Origin of the sequence: Hymenobacter ginkgonis (assembly GCF_009755225.1) — a bacterium.
GTDB lineage: Bacteria > Bacteroidota > Bacteroidia > Cytophagales > Hymenobacteraceae > Hymenobacter > Hymenobacter ginkgonis.
The window spans coordinates 41331-61801 of the sequence record NZ_WQKZ01000007.1 but is presented as its reverse complement, the minus strand read 5'-3'; the positions used below and the strand labels follow the sequence as shown (position 1 = coordinate 61801).

Genomic DNA, 20471 nt, shown 5'->3' with positions numbered 1-20471 from the left:
TATGACCCTTTTTCCCTTGGTTCCGGCAGAGCAGCTGCTACCCGCTCTGTTGGACCTTTCCGTGAGTGGCGTGGTGGGCTACGCGCCCGTGCTGGATGCCACCGGGCAGGTGGTAGATTTTTCCTTTGCTTACCTCAACCCCGCCGCCCAGCGCCTGCTTGGCCTGCCCGCCCAGCCAGCAGTCACGTACCGCCAGCAGTTTACCGAACTCAAAGCTGGTTTTGAGTTCCATCGTGCGGCGTACCTGGCGGGAGGCGAGCCGTGCCACCTGGCCGCCAATTACCACCAGCCCGGCGCCTACGATGCCTACTTCCGCCTCGCGGCCCAGCGCGTGGGCGAGCTGCTGCTGGTAAGCTTTACCACCTCGGCCGAACAGGAGCGCCAGGAGGTGGAGCAGGCACTGCGCGCCAGCCAGGCCCGCGAGCGGGCTGCCCAGGCCGCCGTGGAAACCGAGCGGCAGCGGCTGGCCGATTTTCTGCTGCAAGCCCCGGCCATTATCGTGGCCTTTGAGGGGCCGGCCCATACCTACGTCCTGGCCAACGCCAACTACCAGGCCTTGGTGGGCGAGCGGCCCCTGCTGGGCCGCCCGCTGCGCGAGGCGGTGCCCGAAATTGCGCAGCAGCCGCAATTGCTGGCGCAGCTGGACCACGTCTACCAAACCGGCGAAACGTATTATGGCCAGGAGATTGAAACGCAGTCGGACCGCACCAATTCGGGCGCGCTGACTACAACGTATTTCAACTTGGTGCACCAGGCTACCCGCGACGCGCAGGGGCACATCAGTGGCGTCATTACGTTCGCCTACGATGTGACGGCGCAGGTGCTGGCCCGCCGCCAGGTCGAGCAGCTCAACCAGGAGCTGGAAACCCGCGTGCAGCAGCGCACCCAGGCGCTGGCCGAGCAGCGCCGGCAGCTCAGGCAGATTTTGGCGCAGGTGCCCGCCGCCATTGCCAGCCTGGAGGGGCCCGAGCACCGCTTCGCCTTTACCAACGACATTTACCGCACCCTCGTGGGCAACCGGGCCACGCTAGGGCAACCCTCGGCCGAGGCCCAGCCCGAGCTAGTGGCGCAGGGCTTTATCGACTTGCTCGACCGGGTGTATACCACCGGCGAGCCCTACCTGGGCCGCGAGATTCCGGTACGCCTACTCGATGCCGCTACCCAGCAGACGCAGACGCTCTACGTCGATTTCAGCTACCAGCCCCTGCGCGACGAGCAGGGCGGCATCACGGGCATTTTGACCTTTGCCGTGGACGAAACGGAAAAGGTGCTGGCCCGCCGCCAGGCCGATACCTTGCAAGCTGCCCTGCTGACCGTAGCCCAGCGCCAGGCCCAGGAGCGCGAAGACCTGTTTCAAACCTTCGAGCAGGCCCCGGCCGCCATCATGCTGCTGCGCGAGCCTGAACACCGGATTGAATATGCCAACCCAGCCTATCAGCGCTTCTTTCCGGGGCAAGCCCTGCAGGGCCACCGGCTGGCCGATGCCCACCCCAATGCCGAAGCCAGCGGGGCCTTGGCGCGCCTCGACCGCGTGTATCAGTCCGGGGAGACCTTTGTGGGACGAGAAGAACCCGTGCTGCTAACCCTGGAGGAAGGGCAGCCGCCCCAGACCCGCTACTTCAACTTCACCTACCAGCCCTACCGCGAAAACGACCAGACGGTAGGCGTGTCGGTGTTTGCCACCGACGCCACCGAGCAGGCCCTGGCCCGCCAGCAGCGCGAAGCCCAGCAGAGCGAGCTGCGCCGCATTTTCGAGCAGGCCCCCGTGGCCATCGCCATTATGCGGGGGCCTAGCCTGGTGGTCGAACTGGCCAACCAGGCCGTGGCCGCTATTTGGGGGCGTAGCTCGGCGCAGACCCTGGGGCGGCCCTACTTCGAGGCGGTGCCCGACACGGCGGGGCAAGGCTTCGAGGAAATCCTGGCCGGCGTGCTGCGTACGGGCGAGCCGTTTTTCGTGCGCGAAGCCCCCGTGACGCTCGACCGGGGTCATACCGACTTGCCGACGCAGGCCTACGTCAACTTCGGCTTTCACCCACTCTACGACGAGCACGGGGCCACCTGGGGCCTGATTGCGGTCGGCACCGAGGTCACCGAGCAGGTGCTAGCCCGCCAGCAAGTGCAAGAGTTGAATAAAGAGCTGGCCGGCCTCAACCACACGCTGCAGCTAACCAATACGGAGCTAAACCAAAGCAACACCCAGCTCACGCGCACCAACGTGGACCTGGACACGTTCGTGTACACGGCCTCGCACGACCTCAAAGCCCCGATTACCAACATTGAGGGCTTGCTTACCGCCCTGCACGACGTCTTGCCCGCGCAGGTGCAAAGCGAGGAAACCACCGCGCATATCCTGCGCCTGCTGCAAGGTGCCGTGGAGCGGTTTCAGCTCACCATCGAGCAGCTCACCGATATTTCGCGCCTGCAGCAGGCGCAAAACCTGCCGGCCGAGCAAGTGCACCTAGGGCCAGTAGTAGCCGACGTGCGCCTGGACTTGCTGCCGCAGCTAACAGCCGCCGGGGCGCAGCTGACAGTGGACATCAGCCCGGACAGCCAGGTATTGTTCGCCCCCAAGAACCTGCGCTCGGTGGTCTACAACCTGCTCAGCAATGCTATCAAATACCGGGCCCCCGACCGGGTGCCCGTCATTGCCCTGCGTGCCACCCGTGCGCCGGGTGCCGTAGTGCTCACGGTGCAGGACAACGGCCTGGGACTGAGCGAAGCCCAGCAGCGACAGCTTTTCGGGTTGTTTCAGCGCCTGCACACCCACGTGGAAGGCACGGGCGTGGGCCTCTACATGGTCAAGCGCATAGTCGAAAACGCCGGGGGCACCATCACCGTGCAGAGCCGAGAGGGGGTGGGGGCTACCTTTACGGTGAGATTGCCGCTCTCTTCGGTTTCTCCCTAGGGCAACGTTTTACCGGATGCCCTGCTTAGAGCTAACGGCTAGTTTCCGGTTCGACGGCCGGTAGCTCAGCCCAGTCTTAGGCGAGCGCCGCTAGCTACTGAACAAGCACTTGCTGCTCCGACTCGTGCGCCGCTGTGAGGACGATAACCGTCATAGTCTGCTGAAAGGCAAGAGATAACTGGCACTGGTGCGCCAAAAACGCAAGGCCATCCATGACTGGCATCTGCAAGTCGAGCAGCACCAGCAGCGGTCTCGGCGGAACCAGCAGGTGGAGCGCCTCAACCAGTAACTGGCGGCCATCAACGGCGAGCTGACGGCCGCTAACCAGTACATGCCAAAGGCCTGGGCCTCGCCCTCACGCAGGGCGAGGCCCAGGCCTTTGGCATGTTTCAGCGCCTGCCCACTCAAGTCGAGGGTTTGGGCATCGGCCTCTATAGGGTGAAGAAAATGATGGAGAACGCCGGGGGCACTATTGCCGGGCAGCGCGAGGTGGGGAAGGGCTCGACTTTTACGGTCTACGTTTCGTTGCCACCTTCGTAGCAGCGCCTTGCCTTCACCGGCCCCTTGCTTCCTTTGCGGGCCAACATTCGACCTAGGCCCGCGATTTACTGCCGAGCTACCGGTGCGGGGCAGCCCCTTATATTTATCCTTCGCTACGCTTATCCCTTTATGCCTGCGCTTGCAGCCTCCCTCCCTACTGACCCAGTTGCCTGTACCTCGCTGTTACGCGCTGCCTTAGCTATTTCGCTGACGGGTTTTATCCTCTTCCGGCCCCGGTATGCCGCTGGTGGGGAAACTGAACTCATTGACCTGGCCTACGTGTACCTCAACCCGGCGGCCCAGCAGCAGCTGGGGCTGCCCGAGTGCCCGGCCGACAGTTTCCTCACCCGCTACCCGCACGCGGTAGAAACGGGTATTTTTGCCTTCTACCGCGATACGTTTCTGACTGAGGAGAGCGGGCGCTACGAGGTTAATTACCAATACGATGGCCTTGATAATTACTTTCTGCTATCGGCCCAGCGCAGTGAAGACCTGCTGCTGGTCAGCTTTACCGACACGGCCAGCCAGCCCCGCACGACGGTAGAAGACGCCCTGCGCATCAGCCAGGCCCAGGAGCAGGCCGCCCACCTGGCCGCCGACACCCAGCGCCAGCAGCTGTACCAGACCTTTCAGGAAGCGCCGGCCATGATATGCGTGTTCGACGGGCCGCAGCACGTGTTTCAGTTCGTGAACCCGCCCTACCAGGCCCTGGTGGGCGACCGGCCCCTGGTGGGCAAGCCTATTGCCGAGGCCATGCCCGAGCTGGCGGGCCAGCCCATTTTCGACCTGCTCGACGGGGTGTACCGCACGGGCGAAACCTTCCGGGCCAACGAGATGCTGGTGCAACTCGACCACAACAACGAGCAGCTAACCGAGCTGGAAAAGCGCTACTATAACTTTATTTACAAGGCCCGCCGTACGGTGGCCGGGGCCATCGACGGCATTTTTGTCTTTGCCTACGACGTGACGACCCAAGTGCTGGCCAGCCAGCAGGTGCAAACTCTCAACGAGGAGCTGGCCGCCAGCAACGAAGAACTGCGGGCCAGCAACGAGGAGTTTTTGACCAGCAACGTGGAGCTGACCCTGGCCCAACAGCAGTTAGGGCAGCTGAACCAGGAGCTGGAAGGCCGGGTAGCCGAGCGCACCCAGGAGGCGGAAACCGCCCGCGCCAGCGCCGAGCGGCAGCGGCGGCGGCTTGAAGACCTGTTTATGCGCGCCCCGTCGGCCATTTGCATCTTCGACGGGCCCGACTGGGTGTATCAGTTCGTGAATCCCGGCTACCAGCAAATGTTCCCCGGCCGCCAGCTCCTAGGCCGGCCGCTGTTCGAAGCCCTGCCCGAAGTGGCGGGCACGCCACTGGTTGACATTCTGCGGGCTGTTTATGACACAGGGGTGCCGTTTGAGGGCAAGGAAGTACTCGTGCCGATAGCTCGTGCGGAGGGGGCTCCCATTGAGGATATTTACTTCGACCTCACTTACCAGGCGCGCTACGACGAGCACGGCCGCATCGACGGCTTCGTCACCTACGCCAACGACGTGACCCAGCAGGTCTTGGCCCGCCGCGAGCGCGCCGCCCAGGACCAGCGCCTGGGGGAGGTGTTTGAGCAGGCCCCGGTGGCCATTGCCGTGTTTCGGGGCCCCGACTACGTGCTCGATGTCGTCAATCCAACAATGGGCCACATGTGGGGGCGGGCGCCTGAAGAGGTAGTCGGCCATCAACTCTTCACGGTGTTGCCCGAGCTGGAAGCCCAAGGCATGCGCAAGTTGCTCGATGAGGTACGGACGCAGGACCGGGCGTACGCGGCTAGCGAGCAAGCCGTCCAGCTGGCCCACCACCAGCCCGGCGAGGTAGGTTATTTCAGCTACGTGTACCAGCCCCTGCGCGCAGCCCCCGGCCAACCGGCGGCCATTGCGTGCGTAGCCATCGAGGTGACGGCGCAGGTGCTGGCCCGCCAGCAGGTGCAAACCCTCAACGAGGAGCTAGCCGCCATCAACGAGGAATTGCTGGCCAGCAACGAGGAGCTTAACGCTTCCAACCACCAGCTCACGCGCACCAACGTGGACCTGGACAACTTCATCTACACCGCCAGCCACGACCTCAAGCAGCCCATCGCCAACATCGAGGGCCTGCTGCTGGCCCTTACCTACCAGCTACCCGCCGAGGCCCAGCAAGACGAGCTGGTGGCCCCCATCCTGGAGCGCATGCAGGGCGCGGTCGACCGCTTTAAGCGCACCATCGCCGACCTCACGGAGGTCAGCAAGCTTCAGCAGGCCCACGCCCAGCCCGTGCAGACCGTGAACCTAGCCCAGCTGGTGGCCGAGGTGCAGCTCGACCTGGCCCCCGTGCTGCTCGAAGCCCAGGGCCAGCTGACGGTGGACGTGGCGGGTTGCCCGGCCGTCACGTTTTCCGAAAAGAACCTGCGCTCCGTCATCTACAACCTGCTCAGCAACGCCCTCAAGTACCGCGCCCCCGAGCGGCCCCTGCGCGTGCAGCTTACCTGTGCGCAGGTGGGCCAGCGGGTGCAGTTGCGGGTGCAAGACAATGGCCTGGGCCTCGATGAGCGCCAGCAAAGCCGGCTTTTTGGCCTGTTTCAGCGCCTACACACCCACGTCGAGGGCACGGGCATCGGCCTCTACATGGTGAAGAAAATGGTGGAGAACGTCGGGGGCAGCATCACGGTGCACAGCCAGCTGGGCGTGGGCTCTACTTTTACGGTTTCCTTACCGATTTAAGCACGTTGCGCGGCGCCTCCAAGCTGGCGGTTTTACGTTTAGTTCTATGTCCAAGCTTGCCAGCGTGCTCCTCGTCGATGACGACTCGACCACCAATTTCCTGAATAAAATTCTGTTCAAGCGCCTGGCTATTACCGAGCACTTGCTAGTAGCCGAGAACGGAGCCGAAGCGCTAGCCACCCTAGCGCAAGTGTGCACGGCGGCCGGGGGCAGTTGCCCGGACTTGATTTTACTGGACGTGAACATGCCGGTGATGAACGGGCTGGAATTTCTCACCGCCTACCAGCACCTACCGCTGGCGCAGCGCCAGGCCACGATTATCGTGCTGCTCACGACTTCCGTTAACCCCCGCGACCTGGACCTAGTGGGGCAGCTGCCCATTGCCGGCACCCTCACCAAGCCCCTGACCGAAGCCAAGCTGCGCGACGTGTTGCACCAGCATTTTCCGGCCCAGTTCCCCGCTAGCCACTAGCGCACAGGCCCTTATGGCACAGGTATTTTTTGAAGGCGGGGGCGAAATGGGCGAGCGCATCCGGCAGCTCGACTGGTCACAGACGTTGCTGGGGCCAGTCGATACCTGGCCGCAGAGCCTGCGCACGGCCGTGGGCATCATGCTCGGCTCGCGCTTCCCCATGATGGTACACTGGGGCCCCGAGCTGGTGCATTTCTACAACGACGGTTACGCCACCATCCTGCAAGGCAAGCACCCCGGCGCGCTGGGCCAGCCCGCCGAGCCGTGGTGGCGCGAGATGTGGCCCTTTCTGCTCGACATCTTCCGGCCCGTGCTGGCCGGCCAGACTACCTACTTCGAAAACAGCTTGGTGCTGCCCAACCGCCAGGGCTTCGTGGAAGAAGCCTACTTCACGTTTTCGCACAGCCCGATTTACGACGAATCCGGCGCGGTGGGCGGCATTTTCGTGACGGCCCTCGAAACGACCACCACCGTCTTGCAGCAGCGGCGCCTGGCGCTGCTCAGCCACCTCACCTCGCAAACGGCCCTGTCGGCCTTGCCGGCCGAAGCGGCCCAGCACCTCATCGCGGCCCTGGCCACCAACCCCGACGACATTCCCTTCGCCCTGCTCTACGCGCATGAGGCCGCCGCGCCCCAGGCGCAGCTGCGGGCCTGGTTTGGGCTGCCGGCCGGCGAGCCCACGGCCCCCGCCACCCTGCCCGCCGACCCGGCTACGCCCCTCCCCCACGGCTGGCCGCTGGCCGACGCCCTGCGCCGCGGCGAGCCGCTACTGGTCGAGCACCTGCCCGACCGCTTTGGGGGCTGGCCGCCCGGCGCGTGGCCCACGCCGCCCACGCGGGCGCTGCTGCTGCCCCTGCTCACGGCCCCGGCCAGCCGCACCGCCTACGTGCTGATAGTGGGCCTGAGCGCCCGCCGGCCCCTGGAGGAGGCGTACCACGCCTTCTTTGCCCTGGTGGCCGACTACGCCGGCCGGGCCCTGGCGCGGGCCTCCACCATCCACGAGGCGCAACGCCTCAACCAAGCCCTGCGCGAGGCCAATACGTCGCTCGATTCCTTCGTGCACATCGTGGCCCACGACCTGAAAGGGCCGGCCAACAACCTGGAGCGCCTACTGGAAGTGTACCAGGAAGAAGTCCCTGGCCCTAGCCGCGACTACCTCGTGTCGCTCGTGGCCAAGGAAGTGCAGCTGCTGACCGGCACCATTCAAGGCCTGCTGCAAGTGCTGCACACCCAGCACGGGGCCGCCGCCACGCCCGCCGAAACGGTGGCCCTGGCCGAGGTCTACGCCACGGTAGCGGCCGAAGTAGCGGTGCTGCTGCGCCAGCAGCAGGGCCAGCTCACGGCCGACTTCAGCGCGGCCCCTACCGCGCACTTCCCGCGGGTATACCTGGAAAGCATCCTGAAGAACCTGGTCAGCAACGCTCTCAAGTACCGGGCCCCGGAGCGGGCGCCTGCCATTCAGGTGCGCAGCCACCACCAGGGGGCGGCCGTGGTACTCACGGTGACCGACAACGGGCGCGGCATCGACCTGGCCCGCGACCGGGACCGGCTGTTCCAGCCCTTCACCCGCCTCACGGCCGACGGCGAGGGGGTAGGCCTGGGCCTGCACCTCATTCAGGCCATTGTACAGCAGCGGGGCGGCGCGCTGGACGTGAGCAGCACGCCCGGTCAGGGCACGACTTTTACTGTCGTGCTCCCTAAGCCCGGGCAGGTCCAGTAAGTTGTAGCGTACCCAGAAGCGACGGGCTGGATGCTGCTGAGAGTCATCCTCGTAAACGGGAAATAGCGCCCGAGAAGTTAGTCCGTCGGGTCGGGTTGCTTGTTTACGCTTTTAGGCTTGATTACTGAAAATGGCTTTTCATATTATTCGCCACAATTAGTGGATTAACAAGATAAAATAATCCAATAAAGGCCCGTTTGGCTAAATGCCTATTACTGTTTTGCGGCATGCAAAGTCCTAGGTGAAGGCCGCTTCTGCAACGCCGCCAATGCCCGCGTCACGACCGGGTCAACCCCACTTACTAAATCCTGCCGGGTATTTTTTACCAGCACGTCGACCGGCGTGCCAGTGCCTTCGTAGCACACCCTTTTCGCATCGTAGTAGCGCTGGTTCGATAAAGAAATCAGCCATTTGTTGGGCAGCGTGAAGCCGTACATATCGGAATAGATGCCCCGCGTGTTCTCGCCGATAAGCTGCGTGCAGGGCAGTTGCCGCATAATCAGGGCAAATACGTCACCGGCACTCACCGTCTTATCGTTGGTCAGCAACACTACTTGACCGGGATAGGGCGTTTTGCCGCGCGGCTCGATAACCCACGTTTCGGGCGCTTCTAACTCGTCGTAGCCGCCACCACGCTTGCGGGTTTGCTTGTACAGGGCCGTTACCTTTTGACTGGTGAAGCGGCCCGCTATCTCAAAGCCGAACTCGTCGTTGCCCCCGATGTTGTCGCGTACGTCAATCAACAGCGCCTGCGACTTAGCAAATTGGGGAAACAGCGTATCTAGCAACTGGCCGAGCGCTACGGCATCGACCTTATTATCGGCATCTTGGTCCACGAAGCAGCGGTTGAAGCGTAAGTAAGCTAACCGGGGCGACACGGCATAGCGAAACAAGGGCTGGCCATGAAAAGCTGGGCCCAGCGCTTGCAGCGGGCCAAAGCCGTTGCGGGCCAGCGTCTGGTCCACCATCGCCCAAAACTGAGCGCGCAGGTTATCGGTGGGAAACTCTTGCGCAAACCGCGAGGGCTTCACTGACTTGAACTGCTTTTCGCCGGGCACAATCACGTTGATGTGGTTGTCCTGAAATGGAGTCAGCATGGCCGAAAATACCGCGTAGAGTGAATCCGGGGTGGTAGTAGATTTTATGCGCGGCCGGTACTGCCGATAGGCTTGGTGCCAGTCAATGTGCCGCAGCTTAAAAAACGCGTAGTTATCCTCGAAGGTGTACCATAATACCTCAAAATTTAATTCCGGAGCGGACACTAACGTGTCTTTAGGATAGGAAACGGGATTTTGGGCCTGCACTGTTAGCAGGCAAAACCATGGTACTACTGCTAAAAATAAGGCTTTATTCATAGGGCTTTAGTGGTCAAGCCGCTTAGCGTTGGTTCACTCAGATTGTAAGCTACTTTTTGCTTAATTGAGAACGCATTTCTACCTAGAGAATAAGGCGGTACTATCGCATACCACTCCGTAGGCAATTCGTTACACTTAGGAAGCAGAAAGCCCGCTGTCCGCGAAAAATGCGCGAATTCTGCCAGGCCGGTATTTTCAAGCTTATTAGTCATCAGGCAGTTGACTGATGTACTCGACGAAGGGAAGCTACTGGCAGGTCCGGCTTGCTGGTCAGCCAAAACTGCGCGTTATCCTGTTACCCTTTAGCCTGGGCTCTCCTCAATTCTACCCGCTAGAAATCTTTCGCTATGCAAGTAGGGAACCGCTCCCTAACCCTACTTCTGACTTCAACTCGTAGCCCTGAACCTCTATGCTGTCCTGGCATACAATGCTTCTACAGTAGTGCTAGTGGAGGATATGGAGGAGCAACTCCTTGCTAGCGTCCCTATTGCCAGCCTGGCTAAGTTGCGGCCGGCAGTAGCATTAACGGATGAACAGGAATGCAGTATTCATTATACCATATTCTTGTTTCAAGAATCAGCCTCGGCTTCGTGGGTTTGTAGCGCTAGGGAGGTCCCTGCAAAAACCCGGCGTCTCACCCGAATTACTGGCTAGCCCGTAAGCACTCCTTGTTTGTGCCCGCCCTGATGCCCGACGCTACCCCCAACTCTCCCGAGCGCCCGGCCACTGCGCCGCAGGACCAAGCCCTACAGCAGGAAAACCGTGAACTGCTAGCCCACCAGGCCACGGCCGATGCGCACCAGCTGCACCAGCAACAGTACGAGCAAAGCCAGGTGCGCTTCCGCACCGTGTTTGAAAATTCGCCGTTGGGCCAGAAAATCATCACGCCCGACCTGATGATTCGCCAGGTGAATGCGGCCGTGGTGGCCATGCTCGGCTACACGAGCCCCGAGGAGCTGATTGGCCGGCGCATCCTAGAGTTTGCCCATCCGCAGTTTCGGGCCGACTGGCATCACTTGCAGGCCCAGCTCTGGGAACATAAGCTGCCGCATTTTAGCCTGGAAACCTGCCTGGTACGCGCCGATGGCTCCTCGTTCTGGTGCCAGGTAACCTCCGTGCTGTTTCCCGATGAAGACGCCGAGCTGGGCTATACCATTCTAGAAGACATATCGGAACGCAAGGGATTGGAGAAGCAGCTTAAGCGCCTCTACGACGCCCAGGAAACCATTCTGCATCTGGCTACCCACGACCTGAAGGGGCCAATTGGCCACATCGAGCTGCTGGCCGACCTGCTGCAACGCGAAGTAGCCGGCCGCGCGGGCACCGGCCCACCCGCGCCGGAAATGTTGCATTACTTAGCCCTGATTCAGAATGCTTGTGCCCACGCCACTACCCTGCTCGAAGACTTGCTCTACGTGGGTGACCTCGATGCCAATGAGCTGCATAAGCTGCCCACTGACCTAGGCACCTACTTGCCGGCCCGGCTGGAACTGCACCAACTCGCTGCCACTAAAAAAGGCGTGACGCTGGCTGTGGACTTGCCTGCTGCGGGGCTCTTTGCGCCGCTGCACCCCGACAAGTTTGGCCGGGTGCTCGACAATCTACTCAGCAATGCCCTCAAGTTTACCCCGGCTGGGGGCACCGTCACCATCGGCGGGCACGAGCACGAGGGCAAGGCCCGGCTCAGCGTGCGCGACACGGGCATTGGCATTCCAGGCAAGCTGCTCGGCAACTTGTTTGACAAGTTCAACCCTACACGTCGGGCGGGCTTGCAGGGCGAAACGACCACCGGGCTGGGCTTGTTCATTGCCAAGCAGATTGTGCAGCTGCACGGCGGCGATATCTGGGTAGAGAGCCGCGAGCGCGAAGGCACCTGCTTCTTTATCGAGCTGCCGGGCGGCCGCAGCCAACCGGCTGATTAGCAAAATATAGCGCCCCTACGAATGGGAGCTAACCGCCTTGTTTTTTACCTGACTTATGCGCACCAAAGGGTATCTTGCCGGCTTGTATTACACCCTATTCGAGCCAACCCAACTCGCCAAGGCGACCCTGTTTCTGCTGCACGGCATGGCGGAACACCACCAGCGGTACGCGGAGTTTGCCCAGTACCTAACGACGCAAGGGTTCGCGGTGCTGGCCTATGACCAGCTGGGCCATGGCCGTACCGCGCAAAACGACGCCGAGCGGGGCTTTTTCACTTGATGGGTACGGCGGCCCCTACGCCGGGGGCGGGCCTCGGGCGAGCGCTCCTAGGTGGGTTAAACAAGCTGGTACTCTGGCATCGCACGAAATTGCTGAATCACTTCTTCGGGTGGCTGTGAGCTAAAAATGAGCAGTTTGGGCACTGGCGGTCCAACTATCAGCTCGCGCTAGCGCAGGATTACTCAGTAGTTTTTTAACAAGGCGAAGGGGTCAGCTCCGGTAAGAGCGGCCTTTTCGCCTTGTTTGGTTTAACAGTAATTTCAGTAGCTAGGGCGGTAACCGGAGTCCCATTGCTCCATGCCTCCTAATGACCGCGCAAGTGGCGGCGGCGACCTAACTACCGTATACAGCTACTAGGCTACACCTCGCGCAATGTGCGGAGGGCGTTTAGCCTGCGCCGGGCCCCGCGTAAGTGCCCGGACTTAATGGGTATTTGCCCTCTTCTAATCCCATTGGGTAGCAACGCCCCCATAGCGGCCGCACCAACCTGGCGAGCATGGTAGGGCGCAGCCCCATTTATAAGCACCCATTTTCATAGTGAATACTAAATTAATCCCGCTCGCTTTGGGCGGCCTGGCCATCGGCACCACCGAGTTTGTGATGATGGGCCTGCTGCCCAGCATTGCCCAAGATTTTCGCGTCACCATTCCCGAGGTCGGCTACGTTATTTCGGCCTACGCGCTGGGGGTCGTCATTGGGGCGCCGCTGCTCACGGTGTTGGGGCGCAGCCTGGAGCCCAAGCGGCTGCTGGCGCTGTTGATGCTCCTTTTCACGGTCTTCAACACGCTCTCGGCTTTTGCGCCCAACAATACGGTGCTGTTTTTCACGCGGCTATTGGCGGGGCTGCCGCACGGCGCATTCTTTGGGGTGGGCTCGGTGGTGGCGAGTCGGCTAGCCGCCAAGGGCAAGCAGGCGCAGGCCATTTCGACCATGTTTGCGGGCCTCACCATTGCCAATCTGCTCACGGTGCCCCTAGGTACCTACCTCGGGCAGCACTATTCGTGGCGCTACGCGCTGGGGGGCGTGGGTGGCGTAGGCCTGCTCACACTGGCCGCTGTTTACTTCCTCTTGCCGGCCCTACCTGCGCAGCCAGCCGGCAACTGGCAGGGCGAGCTGGCTCTGTTTAAGCGGCTCGAAACCTGGCTTATTATCTTGCTGACGGCCATCGGCACGGGCGGCATGTTCTGCTGGGTGAGCTACATCGCCCCGCTGATGACGGAGGTTTCGCACTTTCCGGCTTCCTACGTGCCCTACATTATGATGCTGGTGGGGCTGGGCATGTTTGTGGGCAATGTGGTGGGCGGCCAGCTCGCCGACCGCTTTTCGCCCCTCACCGCCGCTACTACCTTGCTGCTGGCCATGGGCGGCACACTGCTAGCCATCTACTTCGCTTCCGGCAACCAGGTGCTCTCGCTGGGGCTCACCTTTTTGGCGGGCAGCTTCTCGCTGGCCCTGGCCGCGCCCATCCAGATTTTGATGATTCAGTCGTCGAAGGGCGCCGAAATGCTGGGCGCGTCCATCACGCAGGCGGCCTTCAATATGGGCAACGCCCTAGGGGCCTTTTTGGGCGGGGTGCCCATCGCACTAGGATTCGGCTACACCTCGCCCGCGCTGGTGGGGGTAGGGCTGGCGCTGGCCGGGGCCGGCTTTGCCTACGTGCTGGCGCAGGTAGCGGGGCAACCGCCAGTGGCCCCGACCGCGCAGGTAGCTGCTGCCCCCATTACCGCTTTATAAAACCTTCATAACCTGTCGTTTTCACTTTTATATTTTTTCCTTATGGCTGATTTACAAGCCCTCATTTTTGACATGGACGGCGTTATCGTGGACAACACGCCCGTCCAAGCCCGCGCCTTCCAGCTGCTATTTCGCGACCTCGGCCTGAAGGCCGATGCCCAGGACCTACTGCGGCGGTTCAACGGCATGCCCGCCACCGAAATTCTGGAGCAGCTATTCGACGAACCTAAGTCCAAGGAAGACCTGAAGAAATACGCCGACCAGCGCGAATTTCTCTACCGCACCCTGTACTGGGAAGAACGCCAGCCCGCTCCCGGCCTGGTCGAGTTTCTGGAAGCGGCCCGCGCCGCTGGCCTTAAAATTGGACTGGGCAGCGGCTCGGTCAACGACACGCTGAGCTATATTCTCGACCACCTCAACTTGCGCCGCTTCTTCGATGTAGTAGTGGGCGCCGACGATGTAGACGCTGGCAAGCCCCACCCCGAAACCTACGCCGCTGTAGCCGAAAAGCTGGGCCTAGCCGCCAAAAACTGCCTGGTGCTGGAAGATGCTATCCTGGGCGAACACGCGGCCCACAAGGCCGGCATGCATTGCGTAGCCGTGCTGACCACTTTAGTTGAAGCTGACTTTCAGACGCCTGTGCTGGCTATCAAAGATTTCACCGAAGTCACTCCCGAGCACCTGCGCGAACTGTTCAGCCAGCTAGGCGAGGCCCCAAAGGCCGACGACGCAGTAACGAAAGACCAGGACTTGCAACCCGTCGAGGAAGACAAAAAATAACGCGTCGCGCACCTAGTCTTGCCCTAGCTGCCACTAGCTTGGTTACTAGCAGTAGTTGGTGCGGATGAGGACTCGTCCATTTCTAATAAAACTTGATAGAGTACCCTACCTTACTAAAAGTAGCCGGCTTGCCTCCGGCTGCTATCGGGTGATTGGCGTCGTTGCTGGTGCAGATGACTACCTAGCCGTACACGAGGTGTCAGGCTACTCAAGCTGCCTCTAGCTAGTAAACGACGGGCAAAACGCTACAGTTGCCTGGTGCAGCTTTCCTACTCACCGACATATTACTTCGAGTAATCTACTAGCTAAGCAATTATTCTATTAACTCCTGTCAGTTTATCTTACATCCCTGCCCTTTTGGAAAAGCGCAATATCATCGTTATCGGCGCTTCTACTGGAGGGTTTGAAGCGATTAAACAATTGGTGGCGGCCCTGCCGGCCGACCTGGATGCCGCGATTTTTATCGTCTGGCACATGTCTCCCAATATGAGGGGCATTTTGCCGCAAGTATTGAATCAGCAAAATACCCTGCTAGCTACTAATGCTATTGATAAAGAACCTATTAGTGCCAATCATATTTACGTAGCGGCGCCCGACAAGCACCTGGTGCTGGAACAAGGCATGGTGCGAACTACCCGAGGATCCAAGGAAAACCGGTTTCGGCCCGCCGTAGACCCGTTGTTTCGGTCGGCGGCGGCAAGCTATGGGTCGCGGGTTATTGGCATTGTCTTGTCCGGCGCGCTCGATGATGGGACGGCCGGCTTATGGACGATAAAGAGCCGCGGCGGTATCGCCATCGTGCAGGAACCAGCGGAAGCCGCGGTGCCCTCGATGCCCGCAAGTGCCCTGGCGGCAGTAGAGGTAGATTACTGTGTATCAATTGCCGAAATGGCTCCCTTATTGGTGAAGCTCACGGCGGAAACGGTGGCAGAAGCTAATGAAGTAGCGATGGACGAGCAAAATAAGACCAGCCGCGAAGTGCGCTTCGCCGCGCAAGACCCCACCTTTGAACAGCGGCATCCCGCTTTTGGCCAGCTCACGCCCTATGCGTGCCCGGACTGCCATGGGGTACTATCGGCCGTTACCGATGGCGACATCATCCGTTACCGGTGCCACACCGGGCACGCATATTCGGCTGACAGTCTGCTCGCTAGCATTACCGAAAAGATTGAGGACACTTTGTGGAATGCCATTCGGGGGGTCGAGGAAAGTATCTTTTTGCTTAATAACCTGGGCGACCACTACGCCGAAAAAAACCAGCCGAAGCTGGCGGCCATGTATTTTAAAAAAGCGCAGGAAGCCGCCGTCCGAGCCGACATTGTGCGGCAAACTGTCTTCAGCCACGAGCAGCTCACTACGGCTAGCATCAGCAAGCAAGTGGCCGAAGACGAGGCAGCCTAGGGTACGCTTAAAGAAAAACCTGAATGAAAACGATTGAATCTACCGATTTTAGGACCGACCAGCCGCCCGGCTTTCTCATTGTGGGCTTGGGGGCCTCGGCCGGGGGCGTGCAGGCTCTGCGCGAATTCTTTCAGCACGTGCCCGAAGACGCGCCGGTGGCTTACGTCGTCATCCTGCACCTGTCGCCCGACCACGACAGCCAGCTCGCGCAGGTGTTGCAGGCGGTTACCGGCCTGCCCGTGACCAAGGTGACCGAAAAGGTTACCATAGAGCCCAGGCACATCTACGTAGTGTCACCCAACCAGCACCTGACGATGGAGGACGGCTTTATTGTGCCTTCCGTCAATTTGCATGTGGAGGAAAGGCGGGCTCCGGTCGATATTTTCTTCCGCACCCTGGCCGATTGCTACGGCCCGCGGGCCGTGTGCGTGGTGCTGTCCGGCACGGGTGCCAACGGCTCGATGGGGCTCAAGCGAGTGAAAGAGCGCGGCGGCGTGGCGTACGTGCAAAACCCGCGGGAAGCCGAATTCAACGAAATGCCCCGCAACGCCATCGCCACCGACCTAGTGGATGAAGTATTGCCGGTGGCCGAAATACCCGGCCGCATCGCGGCCTATTACCATAGCCTAGGCACGGTGGCTATACCCGTGCAGGGCGAAAACCGGCCGGAACAGCAGCAGCAGGCTCTGCGCGAAGTATTTACCCTGCTGCGCCAGCGCACGGGCCACGATTTCTCTAACTACAAGCAGGCGACACTACTACGGCGGATTGAGCGCCGCATCAACGTCCGCAGCCTGCCCGACCTGCCGAGCTACGCCACCTTTTTGGAGCAAAACGCGGAGGAAAGCCACGCGCTGCTGAAAGACCTGCTGATTTCGGTTACCAATTTCTTTCGCGATAAGAAGCCTTTTCAGGCCCTGGAGCAGGATATTTTGCCGGCCATTTTTCAGGCCAAAAAAGCGGACGACGTGGTCAGAATCTGGGTGGCCGGGTGCGCTACGGGGGAGGAAGCCTACTCGCTCGCCATGCTGGTGGCTGAGCGGACAGCGGGGGTGCTGGATGCGCCTAAGGTGCAGATATTTGCCACCGACATCGACGAAGCGGCCATCGCCACCGCCCGCGAAGGGCTGTACACGCTCAACGATGCCGCCGACGTGTCGCCCGAGCGGCTGCTGCGGTTTTTCACCAAAGAGGGCGACAGCTACCGCGTACAGCGCGAACTGCGCGAGTTGGTGTTGTTTGCCAACCACAATTTTCTGAAAGACCCGCCTTTTTCGCGCCTCGACCTGGTGACCTGCCGCAACGTGCTGATTTACCTCAACGCGACGGCGCAGGAACGGGTGATGGAAACGTTTCGCTTTGCGCTGAAGCCGGCCGGGTTTCTTTTCTTGGGTTCTTCTGAATCGGTGGATGGTGCAAGCGATTTGTTTGCCACTTTCAGCCGCGAAAACCACCTCTACCGCACCCGCGAAGCGGCCCGCTCCTACTACCCAATGCCCGAGTCGGCCCCGGCTGCCCCACCCCGCCAGGCGGCCCTGCTGAAGCTCGCCGAGGCCGAAAGCCAGCCTAGCCGCCTCTCGCTGGGCGAGCTGCACCAGAAGCTGCTGGAGCAGTACGCGCCCCCTTCGCTGGTGGTGAATGAGGAATACGATATCCTGCACATGTCGGAAAAAGTGGGCGGCTTTCTGGAATTTTCGGGAGGCGAGCCGACCAAGAACTTACTCAAGCTAATCAGGCCTGAGCTGCGGCTGGAGCTGCGGGCGGCGCTGCACCAGGCCGTGCAGCTGCAAACCGCCATTGAAGCCCCCAATATTCAGTGGAATAAGAACGGGGAACCCCAATCGCTGACCATCCGGGTGAACCCAGTCACGCAGGAAGGCGATACGGCCAAGGGGTTTTTGCTCGTCATTTTTGACTTGAACGAGCAAGCGCCGGCCGCCGAAAAGGTGGTGCGCACGGCCAACGAGCCCATTGCCCGGCAGCTCGAAGCCGAGCTTATCCAGGTGAAAGCCCGCCTGCGCCACTCGGCCGAGCAGTACGAGTACCAGGCAGCCGAGCTGCGGGCGTCGAACGAGGAGTTTCAGGCTGTGAATGAAGAGCTGCGCTCGGCGGCCGAAGAGCTGGAAACCAGCAAGGAAGAGCTGCAATCCATCAACGAAGAGCTGCGCACGGTAAACCAAGAGTTGAAGGTGAAAATTGAGGAGATGAGCGTGACCAGCAACAATCTTCAAAACCTCATCAACTCGGCGGGGGTAGCGACCATTTTTCTCGACCGCGCCTTTTGCATCCGGCTCTATACGCCGGCGGCCCAGCAGCTTTTCAACCTAATACCGTCGGACTATGGCCGCCCTATTTCGGACATCACCCACCGGCTGGAGTACGGCGAGCTGCTGCGCGACGCCGAAACCGTGCTCGATAAGCTTATGCTCCTGGAGCGGGAAGTAAAAACCACCGACCACCGCACTTTTCTGATGCGGGTGCTGCCCTACCGCACGCTCGAAGACCGGATTAACGGGGTGGTAGTTACGCTGTTTGACATCACCGACCGCAAGCAAGCCGAAGAAATAGTACGGGCCAGCGAGCAGCGCTTGCAGCGCATGGTCAACGTGCCCAGCGTAGGGGTACTCACGTTCGATTATACCGAGCGGCTGCTGCAGGCCAACGACGCTTTTATAGAGATGGTGGGCTACACCCGTCCGGAGTTTGAGGCCCGCCCATTTACGTGGCGCGACTTGACCCCGCCCGAGCATCTGGAAGCCAGCCACCAAATGATGGCCCAACTGCGGCAGACGGGCCGAGGCGGCCCCTATGAGAAAGAGTACTACCGCAAAGATGGCTCGCGGCTCTGGCTGATGTTTGTGGCCGCCGACCTCGGCGATGGCACCATTGCCGAGTATGCGATTGACATGAGCGCCCGCAAGCAAGCCGAAGAAGCCGTAGCTACCGACTTGGCCGGCATGCAGCGGCTGCACGAGCTGCACGCCAAGCTTGCCACCGAAACCAACCTAAAGCTGGCGCTGGAAGAGCTCATAGCCCTGGCCTGCGAAATAACCAACACGGACCGGGGCTGTATTCAACTGCTCAGCGACGATGGCCAGCGGCTGGAAATGTATGCCTGCCAAGGTTACGAGCAAGGCAGCCCCTTCATTCAGCAGTTTCTGCACGCAGACTGGCAAGCCGCCGATGACCCGGCCCGCCCCGACCGCACCCGGCTCCTGATTGAGGACGTTGAAACCTACCCGCCCCTATTGGGCACCACCGAGCGGGAAGTGGCGATGGCCGAAGGCATTCGGGCCATCCAGTCTACGCCGCTTATTACCCGCAGCAGTGGCCTAGTGGGGGTATTAAGCAACCAGTTTTGCCAGCCGCACCGCCCCACCGAGCACCAGTTGAAGCTGCTCGATTTGCTGGCCTGGACGGCCGCTGACTTTGTGGAGCGGCACCGGGCCATTCAGGCGCTCGAGCAATTGTCGGCGGGCTTGGAGCAGCAGGTGCAGGAACGAACCGCGCAGCTGCACGAGAGCACCGAGGCCTTGCAAAAGCACCTGACCCAATTGCAGCAAGCGGAAGAAGTAGCCCAAATGGGCAGTTGGGAATACGACATTGCGAGTGGCAAACTGACCTGGAGCACCGGTATGTACCGGCTGCTGGGGCTGCCGGCCGGCAGCGCGGCAAATTCGGAAACTTACCTAGGCTATGTCATTGCCGCTGATAAGTCTTTTGCGGAGGGATTAATGCAACAGGCCTGGGAAAAGCATGAACCCCTGGACGACATGCTACGCTTGCAGGTGAATGGCCAAGTGCATACGATACACATCAAATCGGTGGTGCTGCGCAACGACCACGGCGAGCCCGTGAAGGTACTCGGCCTCGACCTGGACGTATCGGAAGTAAAACGCCTGGAAGCGGACAACCTGCAAATGCGGCTAAATCAGCAAAAATCCTTGCTGCTGGGGATTCTAAATGCCCAAGAGGAAGAGCGCCGGCGCATTGCCGAGTCGCTGCACAACGGAATAGGCCAGCTGCTGTTTGCCACCAAGCTCAATTTCGACCGCGTGGAGGCATTAGTGCCGAAAGAGGTTTTTCAGGGGGCCAATCAATTGCTAGACGAAGCCATTCAGGAGACCCGCCGAGTATCGCACGAGCTGGTGCCGGCTACGCTGGACGAGGTTGGCTTGGCTAAGTCCATTCAGGGCTTATGTAAGAAATATAGCAAGACGCGCATCCGGATGCATTGTGAGATAGTCGGGCTAGAAACCCGGCTGGAGTCGTACCTAGAAGTGGCCGTGTACCGCATCTGCCAGGAGCTGCTAACGAACGTGACGAAGCACGCGGAGGCTACCAGCGCTGACATCTTACTGATAGAGGAGGACAACGAAATAACTTTGAAAGTGCGCGACAACGGCAAGGGTATCGGCTCGGAACCTGATAAACCAACTGGCATCGGGCTACGCACTATCCAAGACCGGGTGGAATTGTTGAATGGAACTTTTTCCCTGCATATTCCCGATACTGGGGTAGGCACTCAGGTAACTATCCAGATTCCAATTGCCACTGACTAACTAGCACAAGGTTTTTTACCTCGACGGGTAACTAGCAGGCCACTTGCCAGATAGCCGCATTATCTTT

The 20471-nt window shown here is 60.7% G+C and carries 13 protein-coding genes; 11 read left to right on the top strand and 2 right to left on the bottom strand.

Annotation, left to right across the window (positions count from 1 at the left end):
• Position 1: 1 nt before the first annotated feature.
• Complete coding sequence (locus GO988_RS20950; RefSeq protein WP_157569291.1) at positions 2–2905, top strand: PAS domain-containing protein; 2904 nt, start codon at positions 2–4, stop codon at positions 2903–2905.
• Positions 2906–2999: 94 nt separating this feature from the next.
• Here GO988_RS20950 and GO988_RS24805 read toward each other — a convergent pair whose 3' ends face one another.
• Entirely contained in the window at positions 3000–3233 is a 234-nt protein-coding gene (locus GO988_RS24805) for a response regulator (protein ID WP_157569469.1), read from the bottom strand.
• A gap of 56 nt (positions 3234–3289) precedes the next feature.
• Here GO988_RS24805 and GO988_RS24800 point away from each other — a divergent pair, with 56 nt between their 5' ends.
• The 4 genes from GO988_RS24800 (at position 3290) to GO988_RS20925 (ending at position 8370) form a co-directional block, all read left to right on the top strand.
• Positions 3290–3445 (top strand): hypothetical protein, encoded by a 156-nt coding sequence (locus GO988_RS24800; protein WP_157569290.1) that lies wholly within the window; start codon positions 3290–3292, stop codon positions 3443–3445.
• A gap of 129 nt (positions 3446–3574) precedes the next feature.
• A complete protein-coding gene (locus GO988_RS20935) occupies positions 3575–6178 on the top strand; it encodes a PAS domain-containing protein (protein WP_157569288.1) in 2604 nt (867 codons plus the stop codon).
• Positions 6179–6224: 46 nt separating this feature from the next.
• Entirely contained in the window at positions 6225–6650 is a 426-nt protein-coding gene (locus GO988_RS20930) for a response regulator (protein WP_157569286.1), read from the top strand.
• A gap of 13 nt (positions 6651–6663) precedes the next feature.
• Entirely contained in the window at positions 6664–8370 is a 1707-nt protein-coding gene (locus tag GO988_RS20925) for a sensor histidine kinase (RefSeq protein ID WP_157569284.1), read from the top strand.
• Positions 8371–8582: 212 nt separating this feature from the next.
• Here GO988_RS20925 and GO988_RS20920 read toward each other — a convergent pair whose 3' ends face one another.
• Positions 8583–9632 carry a S41 family peptidase gene (locus GO988_RS20920; RefSeq protein ID WP_198172972.1) on the bottom strand — a complete coding sequence of 350 codons (1050 nt, stop codon included), beginning with the start codon at positions 9630–9632 and terminating at the stop codon, positions 8583–8585.
• 767 nt (positions 9633–10399) lie between these two features.
• Between GO988_RS20920 and GO988_RS20915 the strand changes: the two genes are divergently transcribed.
• The 6 genes from GO988_RS20915 to GO988_RS20890 all read left to right on the top strand — a co-directional run bounded on the left by GO988_RS20915 (position 10400) and on the right by GO988_RS20890 (position 20404).
• Positions 10400–11647: a PAS domain-containing sensor histidine kinase gene (locus GO988_RS20915; protein ID WP_157569280.1), complete on the top strand. Its 1248-nt coding sequence runs from the start codon at positions 10400–10402 to the stop codon at positions 11645–11647.
• Positions 11648–11702: 55 nt separating this feature from the next.
• Positions 11703–11927 (top strand): alpha/beta hydrolase, encoded by a 225-nt coding sequence (locus tag GO988_RS20910; protein ID WP_157569278.1) that lies wholly within the window; start codon positions 11703–11705, stop codon positions 11925–11927.
• Positions 11928–12464: 537 nt separating this feature from the next.
• Positions 12465–13661, top strand: coding sequence for an MFS transporter (locus GO988_RS20905; RefSeq protein WP_198172970.1), 1197 nt, complete (start codon positions 12465–12467; stop codon positions 13659–13661).
• Between the two features lie 42 nt (positions 13662–13703).
• Positions 13704–14441 carry an HAD family hydrolase gene (locus GO988_RS20900; RefSeq protein ID WP_157569276.1) on the top strand — a complete coding sequence of 246 codons (738 nt, stop codon included), beginning with the start codon at positions 13704–13706 and terminating at the stop codon, positions 14439–14441.
• Between the two features lie 357 nt (positions 14442–14798).
• Positions 14799–15842: a chemotaxis protein CheB gene (locus GO988_RS20895; protein ID WP_157569274.1), complete on the top strand. Its 1044-nt coding sequence runs from the start codon at positions 14799–14801 to the stop codon at positions 15840–15842.
• A 23-nt stretch (positions 15843–15865) separates the two neighbouring features.
• Positions 15866–20404 carry a CheR family methyltransferase gene (locus GO988_RS20890; protein ID WP_157569272.1) on the top strand — a complete coding sequence of 1513 codons (4539 nt, stop codon included), beginning with the start codon at positions 15866–15868 and terminating at the stop codon, positions 20402–20404.
• Positions 20405–20471: the final 67 nt, after the last annotated feature.